Raw genomic sequence first — 11,535 nt, forward strand, 5'->3', positions numbered from 1 at the left:
ATTGCTGCGCTGCACAAAGGCTGTTGATAACTTCGGTCGAAACCATTATTGTGCAGCGCAGCAAATCGGGAGAGTGGTGTTGGATAAAAGCAAGCCGACCGTTCCCGCCGCCAAGGCGGCGGCAAAGCCGCGTCGCACGACCAAGCCGGTCGCGGCCAAGACACTGCCCGGCCTTCCCTCCGACACCGCTGTCGACGCCCCCGCCGCCAAGCCGGTGGTCGCCGCCCCCAAGGTCGCGGTTCGGGCGCCCAAGGCTCCGACGGTCGCCCAGGCGCCCGAGCCTGTTCCGGTGACGCCCGAACCGGCGCCCGCAGCGGTCGCGCTCGAGGCTCCGGCCGAAGCGCCCGCCCCCGCCCCGGCGGAGCCCGCGCCCGACGCCGCGCCGACCGCTTCTGTTTCTTCCCCGACCGCCGCGGTTTCGGCGGACTCAAAGCCCAAGGAAATCATCATGGACGCCACGAGCACCATCGAAAACGCGACTGCCAAGACCCAGGCGATGTTCGGCGACGCCCAGGCCCGCACCCAGGCCACCGTGGAGAAGAGCGCCAAGCTGTTCGAGGACATGGTCGCCTTCAACAAGGGCAATCTGGAAGCGGTCGTCGAATCGTCGAAGATCGCCGCCAAGGGCGCCGAGACGCTGGGCCAGGGCGCGGCCGACTATGCCAAGCGCGCGTTCGAGACCGCGACCCAGACGCTGCAGACGCTGTCGTCGGTCAAGTCGCCGACCGAGTTCATGAAGCTTCAGTCGGACTTCGCCCGCTCGTCCTTCGACTCGCTGGTCGCCGAGACCTCGCGCTCGACCGAGCACATGATCAAGCTGGCCGGCGAGATCGCCCAGCCGCTGAGCAACCGCTTCGCGGTCGCCGCCGAGAAGATGAAGACCGTCGCGTAAACGCTGCGGTTTCCTTTGCGGAATGGAAGGGGGCGGTCGCTGCGGTGGCCGCCCTTTTTCGTGCTGTTCGAGGCGGCATGGCCCGGGGCCTTCCCTCCCCCACCCCCTCCCGCCTGCGGGAGGGGCGTGCCCAGTTCGACCCATGAGCGCCTCCGCGAGCACCCGCTTCTTTGCTTATGCGGAGCGCCCGCCCCACAACGCTCCCCTCCCGCAGGCGGGAGGGGATGGGGGAGGGCAACGGGTCTCACCGAGACCGCCCCGTCCCCACTGGCGTCCCAGGCCCGCAACGCCTATCTTCCCCCGCATGTCGTTCTTCGGCCGCTTCTCGCCCGTCCGCGCCATTCGCGACCTGCGCCTGTTCCTGTCGCAACGGCATCCCTATGAACTCGTCTTCCTGATGATCGCGGTCGGCATCACCGGCTTCTTCATCTATGCCTTTGCGCGCGACGATTATGTGCCGGTTCCGTACAAGCCCGACATCATCTATGTCGAACAATGGCCCGCCGACCGCACCGATGTGCAGATCAAGGCGCAGCAGAAGATCGACTATGTGAAGAAGAAACAGCGGATCGCCGAGGAAAAGGCCGCCAGGGATCAGCGGCAGGCCGAGTTCAAGAAGGTCGACGACGCGCTGAACAAGTGGGGCATCTGACCGATCATCGCTGGATGGGGGCGGCGCTGGCACTGGCGGATCGCGGTGTCGGACGGACCGCGCCCAATCCCAATGTCGGCTGCGTGCTGGTTCGCGACGGGCAGGTCGTCGGGCGCGGCTGGACCCAGCCGGGCGGCCGCCCCCATGCCGAGGCGATGGCGCTGGCACAGGCGGGCGCGGCCGCAAGGGGCGCGACGGCCTATGTCACGCTGGAGCCCTGCGCGCATGTCTCGACCCGTGGCCCCGCCTGCACCGACCTGCTGATCGCCGCCGGAGTCGCGCGGATCGTGGCGGCGATGGGCGACCCCGATCCGCGCACCGACGGAATCGGCTTTGCCCGCGCCCGCGCCGCCGGGATCGCCGTCACGACGGGCGTGCGCGAGGCGGAGGCACGGGGCATGATCGCGGGCTTCCTGACCCGCCGCGCGAAACGCCGCCCCTTCGTCACGCTCAAGCTCGCCACCTCGCTCGATGGCCGGATCGCCCGCCCCGATGGCGAGAGCCGCTGGATCACCGGGCCGCAGGCGCGTGCGCATACCCATCTGGAACGCAGCCGCCATGAGGCGATCCTGGTCGGGCGCGGCACGCTGGAGGCCGATTCGCCCCGGCTCGACGTCCGCCTGCCCGGCCTGGAGCCGCGCAGTCCGCGCCGCATCCTGTTGTCGCGCACGCCCGCGCCGGGTTGGGAGACCATCCCCTCCCCCCATGCCATCGCCGGTCTGGCGGGTGTCGACCGGCTGATGGTCGAGGGGGGCGCGCAGACCGCATCCGCCTTCCTCGCCGCCGATCTGGTCGACCGGCTGCTCCTGTACCGCGCACCGATCCTGATCGGCGAGGGCCGCGCGGCGATCGGCGCGATCGGGCTGGCCCGGCTGGCCGACGCGCATGGCCGCTGGCGCATGGCCGACTCGCGGATGCTTGGCAGCGACCGGTTGGAGGTCTACGAGCGCGACTGATATGTTTACCGGGATCGTCACCGACATCGGCTCCGTCACCGCCGTCGAGGCGCGCGGCGACACGCGAGTCGTCATCGCCACCGCCTATGATACGGCGACCATCGACCTGGGCGCGTCGATCGCCTGTTCGGGCGTCTGCCTGACCGTGGTCGAGAAGGGCCCCGACTGGTTCGCGGTCGACGTCTCGGCCGAGACGATCGGGCGCACCGCCGACCAGTGGACGCGCGGCCGGCGGCTGAACCTGGAACGCGCGATGAAACTGGGCGACGAACTGGGCGGCCATATCGTCACCGGCCATGTCGACGGCGTGGGCACCGTGGTATCGGTGGCGGAGGAAGGCGGATCGCACCGCGTCTTCGTGACCGTTCCGTCCGACCTCGCCCCCTTCATGGCGACCAAGGGATCGGTGACGGTCGACGGCGTCTCGCTGACCGTCAACAGTGTCGAGGACGGCTCCGACGGCACGGTCATCGGCCTGAACATCATCCCGCACACCGCCGCCGTCACCACCCTGGGCGGCATCGCCGAAGGCCAGCGCGTCAATATCGAGATCGACGTGCTCGCCCGTTACCTGCAGCGCATGGAGCATTATCGTGGCCGCTGATCCCGACGCCTTGGCCGGTCTGCGGCGTGGGTTCCTCTCCAGCCCCGAAGAGATCATCGACGAGGCGCGCAACGGCCGGATGTTCATCCTGGTCGATGACGAGGACCGCGAGAATGAAGGCGATCTGGTCATCCCCGCGCAGATGGCGACGCCCGAGAAGGTCAACTTCATGGCGCGGCACGGGCGCGGGCTGATCTGCCTGGCGATGACGCGCGAGCGGGTCGACACGCTCGGCCTGCCGCTGATGAGCCCCAAGAACGGGACGCGGCACGAAACCGCCTTCACCATCTCGATCGAGGCGAAGGAAGGCGTGACCACCGGCATCTCCGCCGCCGACCGCGCGCGGACCATCGCCGTGGCGATCGACGCGAGCCAAGGCCCTGAGTCGCTGGTGACGCCGGGCCATGTCTTCCCGCTGGTCGCGCGCGACGGCGGCGTGCTGGTGCGCGCCGGGCATACCGAGGCGGCGGTCGATGTCGCGCGGCTTGCCGGGCTGAACCCCTCGGGCGTGATCTGCGAGATCATGAACGAGGACGGGACGATGGCGCGGATGGACGACCTCGTCTCCTTCGCGCAGCTCCACAACCTGAAGATCGGCACGATCCGCGACCTGATCGCCTATCGCCGTCGCTACGACCATCTGGTCGAATTGCAGTCCGAAGCCACGTTCGAGAGCGAATGGGGCGGCACCTGGACCGCGCGCGCCTATCGCAACAAGGCGACGGGCACCGAGCAGGTGGCGCTGGTCAAGGGCAAGCTCAATACCGACCAGCCCGTGCTGGTGCGGATGCACGCCCTGTCGCCCTTTGCCGATGTGTTCGGCGAGGCAGGGTCGCGCGGCGCGCTGCTCGCCAAGTCGATGCGGATGATCGCCGAGGAAGGCTCGGGCGTGATCGTCGTCATCAACCGCCCGCGCACCGACGCCTTCACCACCGCCGTCCGCCTGAAAGCGGGCGAGGAAGTGCAGATCGACATGGAGGAACTGCGCGATTACGGCGTCGGCGCGATGATCCTGGCCGAAATGGGCGTGCAGGACATGGTGCTGCTGACCAACACCCATCACACGCTGATCGGGCTCGACGGCTATGGCCTGTCGATCGTCGGCGAACGTCGCATCGCAGATTTTGAGGGAGACGCCTGATGGCGCATGTGTTGATCGTCGAGGCACGCTTCTACGAGCATCTGAACGACCTGCTCCTGTCGGGCGCGCGCGCCGCGATCGAGGAGGCTGGCCATAGCCATGAGACGATCACCGTCCCCGGCGCGCTGGAGATTCCCGGCGCGGTGGCGATGGCGGCGGACACGGGCCGCTACGACGCCTTCGTCGCGATCGGCGTGGTGATCCGCGGCGAAACCTATCATTTCGAGATCGTGTCGAACGAGAGCGCGCGCGGCCTGATGGCGCTGACCATGGACGGGCTGCCGATCGGCAACGGCATCATCACCACCGAGAACGAGGCGCAGGCCCTGACCCGCGCCAAGCCGACCGAAAAGAACAAGGGCGGCGAGGCGGCCAAGGCGGCGCTCGCCATGCTGGCGCTGAAGGGTCGGTTCGGGTGACGTCGCCCGTCCTCCAGACCGAGCGGCTGACCCTGCGGCTCCCCTCGGCGGAGGATTTCGAGGCCTGGGCGGCCTTTCATGCCGAGGAGGACACGATGCGCTTCCTGGGCGGCGTGCAGGCGCGCGGCGCGGCGTGGCGAAGCCTGTGCACCATGGTCGGCGCGTGGAGCGTGCGCGGCTTCGCGATGTTCTCGGTGATCGAACGCGACACCGGCCGCTGGGTCGGGCGGATCGGGCCATGGCAGCCCGAGGGCTGGCCGGGGCGCGAAGTGGCCTGGGGCGTGGCGCGGGAATTCGCCGGGCGCGGCTATGCCCATGAGGCGGCGGTCGCGGCGATCGACTATGCGGTCGACGTGCTGGGCTGGGACCATGTGATCCACACCATCGACCCGGAGAATATGGGCTCGATCAAGCTGGCGCAGCGACTGGGCGCGGTGAATGAGGGGCCGGTCCGGCTGCCCGCACCGCTGGAGAGTTTCCGGGTGGACGCCTGGGGCCAGAGTGCCGACCAGTGGCGCGCCCGGCGGGGTACAGCCACCGCATGACCGACATGCCGCCCACCCGCTTTCGCGTCGTCGAGCGGGGCTGGCGGCTGGAGGTGATCGACACGCAAGGCGGCAAGCCGTCCCCTGTGCGCAGGACCGGAACGCCACGTCCGGCCACCATAGCGGGAAAACCGCGCTTCCGGCTGCCGCAGAAGTTGCGCTTCGATGGCGGGGGAAGCTGGGCGACCGATAGCTTCTATGACGCCAAGGGACCGCGCACGCTGACTCTGGATTCGGATGCCATGCAGAAGCTGCGCTATGCCGGGGCCGGGTTGGTGGCGCTGGTGGTCATCTGGGTGGGGCTGGCATTCGCCATTCCCATAGTCTGGGGAGCGCCGCTGCTGCTGTTCAATCCCAAGACCCGCGAGACGGTGCGCGATCAGGTGACCGTTTTTCTCGACGGGCTGGACTCGTCCGAATAACCCCCACCTCCGTTCGCGCTGAGCGGAGCAGGGATGCTGCGGGGGCGGGAGGATTGCCCCCCCCCCCGCCCTCGTCCATCACGCCGCCCGTGCGGTCTCTTCGAGCGTGGGGTAATCGATATACCCCTCCGGCCCCTGGCTGTACCAGGTCTTCATGTCGCTCTCGTTCAACGGCGCATCGGTGCGCAGCCGTTCGGGCAGGTCGGGATTGGCCAGGAAGGTGCGGCCGAACGCGATCCCGTCCGCCACACCCGAATCGAGCGCGGCTTGCGCCTTTTCCCGGCTGTCGAAATCGCTGTTGAGGATCAGCGGACCCTGGAACACCTGACGGATCTGCGGCGACAGCTTGGGCACGTCGGTGCTGCCATAGGTGCCGTCCGGGCCGATCTCGCGCAGTTCGAGGAAGGCGATGCCGAGGTCCGACAGCATTTTCGCCGCAGGCACGAAGACCGAGGCCGGATCGCTGTCGTCCACGCCCTGGCTGTCGCCATTGGGCGACAGGCGGACGCCGACGCGCTCCTTGCCAGCAACCGCGATCACCCGCTCGGTGATCTCGCGGAGCAGGCGGATGCGGTTCTCCGGACTGCCGCCATATTCGTCCTCGCGATGGTTCGCACCGTCGCGCAGGAATTCGTCGATCAGATAGCCGTTGGCGGCATGGATCTGCACCCCGTCGAACCCGGCGGCCAGCGCATTGCGGGTCGCATGTTCATAATCCTCGAGCAGATGCGGAATCTCGGACAGTTCGAGCGGCCGGGCGGTCTCGAAATCCTGCTTGCCCTCGAAGGTATGCGCCTGCCCCTCGGTCCGGGTCGCGGAGGAAGAAACCGGCTGCATCCCCGTCACCGAGCTGTGCACCTGGCGACCCATATGCCAGAGCTGCGCGACGATCCGGCCGCCCGCCTTGTGCACCGCCTCGGTCACCGGCTTCCAGGCCGCAACCTGCTCGTCGGTCCACAGGCCCGGCGCATAGGGCCAGCCCAGGCCTTCGCGGCTGATGCCGGTCGCTTCGGAGATGATGAGGCCCGCGCTCGCGCGCTGGGCATAATATTGCGCCATGATCGGCGTCGGCACCGCCTGGCGGGTGGCACGGGCGCGGGTGAGCGGCGCCATCAGAATACGGTTGGGGGCGTGGATCGCCCCGAGATCGATGGGATCGAACAGCGTTGGCATCAAAATGCAATCCTTCTGCGGCCTTTCCGGCCTGACGCAACGCAGATAGGGCGTTAAGAGAGCCCATGCCCGTGTCCGCCCCCGCAAGAAAAAGTGAACAGACTGAAAGCGATCGTCTGTCGGACCGGTCCGGAACCAATGCGCCCGCGCCGCTGGCCTTCGCCGCCGTCATCCTGGCCAATGTCGCGCTCGCCTTCGGCCCGCTGCTGGTGCGGATGGCCGATACCGGGCCGGTCGCCTCCGCCTTCTGGCGCATCACCCTGGCCGCGCCGGTGCTGGCGCTGGTCGCGCTGATCGGCCCTGCCCGCCCCCGTATGCCGGGAAAGACGCAGGCGGGGCTTTGGGGGCTGCTGCTGATCGGCGGCATCGCCTTTGCGGGCGATCTGGGCGCCTGGCATATCGGCATCCGCCAGACGACGATGGCCAACGCCACGCTGTTCGGCAATTCGGCGACCTTCATCTTCCCGCTCTACGGCTTTCTGGTCGCGCGCGCCTGGCCGTCGCGGAGCCAGGGGATCGCGCTGATCCTGGCGGCGGCGGGGGCGGGATTGCTGATGGGGCGCAGCTATCAGGTCGATCCGCGCCATCTGGTCGGCGATCTGCTGTGCGTGCTCGCGGGGGTGCTCTATGCGGTCTATTTCATCCTGATGTCGCGGGTGCGGGTCGCGATGCCGCCGATGCCCGCGCTCGCCTGGTCGACCATGGCCAGCATCGTGCCGCTGTTCGTCTTCGCGGTCCTGCTGGGCGAGCGGGTATGGCCCGATCATTGGAGCCCGCTGATCCTGCTGGCGCTGGGGAGCCAGATCATCGGCCAGGGGTTGATGATCTATGCGCTGGGGCTGCTGAGCCCGCTGGTCGTCGGCCTGGCGCTGCTGGTCCAGCCGATGGTGGCGACGGCGATCGGCTGGATCGTCTATGGCGAGACGCTGGCGCTGCCCGATCTGGCGGGTGTGGCGATGGTGGCGGCCGCTCTGGTATTGGTGCGGCGTGGATCGGCCAGGGCGGTTGCCCGGCCGGACGATAGGAACGACGGGAAACGCATATGACCGAGGCTGCCATGACCGATGTTCAGGACCTGACTCTCGACGAGGTGCGCGTCGCTCTGGCGGAGGGCATCGCGTCCAATGCCGCGTTCGACGGATGGGGCGACGAGGCGCGCGACATGGCGGCGGATGCGGCGGGTATCGACCGCGACATCGCCCGCCTCGCCTTCAAGGACGGCGCGGTCGCGATGATCGACGCCTGGTTCGCCCGGATCGACCAGGCGATGATCGAGGCCGTCCCCACCGAACAGGCCGCCGCGATGAAGATCCGCCAGCGCATCACCGCGCTGGTCGAGGCGCGGCTGGCGGCGGTCGCCCCAAATCGCGAGGCGCTGCGCCGCGCGCTGACGATCCTCGCCATGCCGCAAAACGCCGCGAGCGGGGCGCGACTCGGCTGGCGGACGGTGGATGCCATCTGGGCGCAGGCGGGCGACACCGCCACCGACTATAACCACTATACCAAGCGCGCGACGCTGTTCGCGGTCTATGGATCGACCATCGCGGTGTTCCTGAACGACGATAGCGAGGATCATGCCGACACCCGCGCCTTCCTGGCCCGCCGGATCGAGGGGATCATGCGGTTCGAGAAATGGAAGGCGGGCGTCGCCAAGCGGGGCGAGAATATGCCCAGCCTGTCGCGCTTTATCGGGCGGCTGCGCTATCCGGCGGTGTGATGTGTCGGGGGGGGGATTCCCTTGGCCTTCGACTTCGCTCAGGCTGAACGGAGGTGGGGGGTGCCAAGCTTCCAAACCTCCGTTCACACTGAGCGAAGTCGAAGTGCACGCCCCGAACCCCGCCTCAAGCCTGCCCCCCGACCAAACACCCATTTCATCAACGGGTAATTGATAATCAATCGCATGGCGGTTATGTATCGTCCATGGCGATGCTCAGCAGTCTCGAAACCCTTCCCCGGCGGCAACCGGCGACCGTGGCCGCGATCGACTGGACCCAGCTGGCGCTGCCCGAGGCGCGCCGCCTGCGCGAACTGGGCTTTGACGAGGGCGTGGGGGTCGAGGTGCTGCACCGCGCCTCGCTGGGCGGTGGTCCCATCGCCTGCCGGATCGGCCGGATGACGGTGGCGCTGCGTCGCCGGGTCGCCGCCTCGATCCGTGTCGCGACCGGCGCCTGAATTTTTGAGGTTCGCCTGATCTGATGAACGCCGCACCGCTGGTCGCGCTCGTCGGCAATCCCAATGCCGGCAAAAGCGCCTTGTTCAACGCGCTCACCGGCGCGCGGCAAAAGGTCGGCAATTATCCCGGCGTCACCGTCGAGCGGCATTCGGGCCGCCTCGTCCTGGACGATGGCCGCCCGATCGAACTGGTCGACCTGCCCGGCGCCTATAGCCTGGACCCCGGCAGCCTGGACGAACAGGTCACGCGCAACGTCGTGATGGGGTCGCAGGCGGGCGAGCGGCGTCCCGACGCGCTGGTCGTGGTGGTCGATGCCGCCAATCTCGACAATCACCTGCGCTTCGCATTGCAGCTGATCGCGCTGGGCCTGCCGGTGGTGGTCGCGCTCAACATGGTCGATCTGGCCGAGCGCGACGGCCTGACGCTGGATGCCGACATACTGGCGCGCGAGCTGGGCGTGACGGTGATCCCGACCGTGGCGGTGCGCCGCCGTGGGCTTGATACGCTGAAGGCCGAGATCGACCGGCTGGTAACGCAGGAACGCGCGCACGCCGTCGCCGCCCCCGACCGGATCGACGACATCGTCACGCTGCAACGCCGCGCCCGCCAGATCGCCGCAGCCGCGACCGTCGCGGAGACGCCGACCCGTCGCTGGACGCACATGCTCGACTCGGTCGCGCTGCATCCGATCTTCGGCCCCGTCCTGCTGGTCGGCCTGCTCTTCATCATGTTCCAGGCGGTCTTCGCCTGGTCCGAAGCCCCCATAGGCTGGATCGAGCAGGGCTTCGTCTGGCTGGAGGCACAGGTCGGTGCCGCCTTGCCGGAAGGCTGGTTGCGCAGCCTCATCACCGACGGCCTGATCGCCGGTGTCGGCGCGGTCATCGTCTTCCTGCCGCAGATCCTGATCCTGTTCCTGTTCATCCTGGTGCTGGAGGCGAGCGGCTATATGGTCCGCGCCGCCTTCCTGATGGACCGGCTGATGGCGCAGGTGGGGCTGTCGGGCCGCGCCTTCATCCCGCTGCTGTCCTCCTTCGCCTGTGCGGTGCCGGGCATCATGGCGACGCGGACGATCGATGACGAGAAGGACCGGCTGACCACCATCCTGATCGCGCCGCTGATGACCTGTTCGGCGCGGTTGCCGGTCTATACCATCATCATCGGCGCGTTCATCCCGGACCGGCAGGTGCTGCCCTTTGTCGGGCTGCAGGGGCTGGTGCTGCTGGGCCTGTATCTGATGGGCATCGTCGGCGCGTTCGTCGCCGCGCTGCTGCTGCGCCGCACCGTCACCAAGGGCGCGTCCTCGGGCTTCATGATGGAGATGCCCAAATATCAGTGGCCGCATATCCGCGACGTGCTGCTGGGGCTGTGGAGCCGCGCGCTGATCTTCCTGAAGCGGGCAGGCACCACCATCGCGCTGACCACCGTGATCCTGTGGGCGCTGCTCTCCTTCCCCAAGCCGCCCGAGGGGTCGGGCATCTCGCCGGTCGACTATTCGATCGCGGGCCGCATCGCCAATGGCATCGAGGTGGCGGTCCGCCCGATCGGCTTCAACCGCGACATCGCGCTGGCCCTCGTCCCGGCCATGGCGGCGCGCGAGGTGGCGGTGGCCGCCATCGGCACCGTCTATGCCATCGACGATACCGAGCATGAGGGCGGGCAGAAGGCGATGACCGAGAAGCTGAAGCGCAACTGGTCGCTGCCCACCGCGCTCGCCTTCCTGATGTGGTTCGTCTTCGCGCCCCAGTGCATCTCGACCATCGCGGTGACGCGCAGGGAAACCAATGGCTGGAAGTGGCCCGCCTTCATGGTGGCGTACTTGTTCATCACCGCCTATGTGATGGCAGGCATCACATATTGGCTGGCCGTTTTCGCCGGCCTCTGAACCAAGCACGGGACTGAATACATGGCGGGCAGCGTCAACAAGGTGATTCTCGTCGGCAATCTGGGACGCGATCCCGAGAGCCGCTCCTTCCAGAATGGCGGCAAGGTGGTCGAACTGCGCATCGCCACGTCCGAATCGTGGAAGGACCGCAACAGCGGCGAGCGCAAGGAAAAGACCGAGTGGCACACGGTCAAGATCTTCAACGAGGGCCTCGCCAACGTCGCCGAGCGTTTCCTGCGCAAGGGTTCGAAGGTCTATATCGAAGGCGCGCTGACCACCCGCAAGTGGCAGGACCAGCAGGGTAACGACCGTTACTCGACCGAAGTGACGCTGCAGGGCTTCAATTCGGTGCTGACCATGCTCGACGGCCCCGGCGGCGGTCAGGGCGGCGGCGGCGGCCGTGGCGGCAGCGACTTCGGCGGTGGCGATGATTTCGGCGGCGGCGACTTCGGTGGCGGGTCGAGCGGCTTTGGCGGCGGTTCGTCGGGCGGCGGCTATGGCGGCGGTGCGCGCGGCGGCGCCTCTGGCAATCAGGGCGGCGGGAACGGCGGCAATCGTGGTGGGTTCGGACAGGGCGGCGGCTTTGCCGACGATCTGGATGACGACGTGCCGTTCTGATCGGTCGCGTCCATGAGCCACGGTGCGAGGAATGGACGAACAGGAGTTTAGGACCAGC

14 protein-coding genes are annotated in these 11,535 nt (G+C 68.1%); 13 read left to right on the plus strand and 1 reads right to left on the minus strand.

The window, feature by feature from the left end; all coding sequences use genetic code 11:
* Positions 1–76: 76 nt before the first annotated feature.
* The 8 genes from QE385_RS10530 to QE385_RS10565 all read left to right on the plus strand — a co-directional run bounded on the left by QE385_RS10530 (position 77) and on the right by QE385_RS10565 (position 5,631).
* Positions 77–892, plus strand: a complete 816-nt coding sequence (locus tag QE385_RS10530) for a phasin family protein (RefSeq protein WP_307101586.1) — start codon at positions 77–79, stop codon at positions 890–892.
* Between the two features lie 304 nt (positions 893–1,196).
* Complete coding sequence (locus QE385_RS10535; RefSeq protein WP_307101588.1) at positions 1,197–1,544, plus strand: hypothetical protein; 348 nt, start codon at positions 1,197–1,199, stop codon at positions 1,542–1,544.
* Between the two features lie 14 nt (positions 1,545–1,558).
* The gene (gene ribD / locus QE385_RS10540; RefSeq protein ID WP_307104675.1) at positions 1,559–2,500 is read left to right on the plus strand and encodes a bifunctional diaminohydroxyphosphoribosylaminopyrimidine deaminase/5-amino-6-(5-phosphoribosylamino)uracil reductase RibD; all 942 of its coding nucleotides are present in this window, start codon (positions 1,559–1,561) and stop codon (positions 2,498–2,500) included.
* 1 nt (position 2,501) lies between these two features.
* The gene (locus QE385_RS10545; protein ID WP_307101590.1) at positions 2,502–3,104 is read left to right on the plus strand and encodes a riboflavin synthase; all 603 of its coding nucleotides are present in this window, start codon (positions 2,502–2,504) and stop codon (positions 3,102–3,104) included.
* Positions 3,094–4,245 carry a 3,4-dihydroxy-2-butanone-4-phosphate synthase gene (gene ribB, locus QE385_RS10550; RefSeq protein WP_307101592.1) on the plus strand — a complete coding sequence of 384 codons (1,152 nt, stop codon included), beginning with the start codon at positions 3,094–3,096 and terminating at the stop codon, positions 4,243–4,245. The genes QE385_RS10545 and ribB overlap by 11 nt, the downstream gene beginning before the upstream one ends.
* Entirely contained in the window at positions 4,245–4,664 is a 420-nt protein-coding gene (gene ribH / locus QE385_RS10555) for a 6,7-dimethyl-8-ribityllumazine synthase (RefSeq protein ID WP_307101595.1), read from the plus strand. The genes ribB and ribH overlap by 1 nt, the downstream gene beginning before the upstream one ends.
* A complete protein-coding gene (locus QE385_RS10560) occupies positions 4,661–5,209 on the plus strand; it encodes a GNAT family N-acetyltransferase (RefSeq protein ID WP_307101597.1) in 549 nt (182 codons plus the stop codon). Before ribH ends, QE385_RS10560 begins: the two co-directional genes overlap by 4 nt.
* A complete protein-coding gene (locus QE385_RS10565; RefSeq protein WP_307101599.1) occupies positions 5,206–5,631 on the plus strand; it encodes a hypothetical protein in 426 nt (141 codons plus the stop codon). Before QE385_RS10560 ends, QE385_RS10565 begins: the two co-directional genes overlap by 4 nt.
* A gap of 78 nt (positions 5,632–5,709) precedes the next feature.
* On the opposite strand, the gene QE385_RS10570 is transcribed toward QE385_RS10565, so the two are convergent.
* On the minus strand, positions 5,710–6,804 hold the full coding sequence (locus QE385_RS10570; RefSeq protein WP_307101601.1) for an alkene reductase: 1,095 nt from the start codon (positions 6,802–6,804) through the stop codon (positions 5,710–5,712).
* 65 nt (positions 6,805–6,869) lie between these two features.
* On the opposite strand from QE385_RS10570, the gene QE385_RS10575 reads away from it, so the two are divergent.
* The 5 genes from QE385_RS10575 to ssb all read left to right on the plus strand — a co-directional run bounded on the left by QE385_RS10575 (position 6,870) and on the right by ssb (position 11,477).
* Positions 6,870–7,850 carry a DMT family transporter gene (locus QE385_RS10575; RefSeq protein ID WP_307101602.1) on the plus strand — a complete coding sequence of 327 codons (981 nt, stop codon included), beginning with the start codon at positions 6,870–6,872 and terminating at the stop codon, positions 7,848–7,850.
* Positions 7,847–8,521, plus strand: coding sequence for a COQ9 family protein (locus QE385_RS10580; protein WP_307101603.1), 675 nt, complete (start codon positions 7,847–7,849; stop codon positions 8,519–8,521). The genes QE385_RS10575 and QE385_RS10580 overlap by 4 nt, the downstream gene beginning before the upstream one ends.
* A gap of 203 nt (positions 8,522–8,724) precedes the next feature.
* Positions 8,725–8,976 (plus strand): ferrous iron transport protein A, encoded by a 252-nt coding sequence (locus tag QE385_RS10585; RefSeq protein ID WP_373424655.1) that lies wholly within the window; start codon positions 8,725–8,727, stop codon positions 8,974–8,976.
* 23 nt (positions 8,977–8,999) lie between these two features.
* A complete protein-coding gene (locus tag QE385_RS10590) occupies positions 9,000–10,859 on the plus strand; it encodes a ferrous iron transporter B (RefSeq protein ID WP_307101604.1) in 1,860 nt (619 codons plus the stop codon).
* A gap of 21 nt (positions 10,860–10,880) precedes the next feature.
* Entirely contained in the window at positions 10,881–11,477 is a 597-nt protein-coding gene (ssb, locus tag QE385_RS10595; RefSeq protein ID WP_307101606.1) for a single-stranded DNA-binding protein, read from the plus strand.
* Positions 11,478–11,535: the final 58 nt, after the last annotated feature.

The organism is Sphingomonas sp. SORGH_AS_0950 (assembly GCF_030818415.1).
Classification (GTDB): Bacteria; Pseudomonadota; Alphaproteobacteria; order Sphingomonadales; family Sphingomonadaceae; genus Sphingomonas.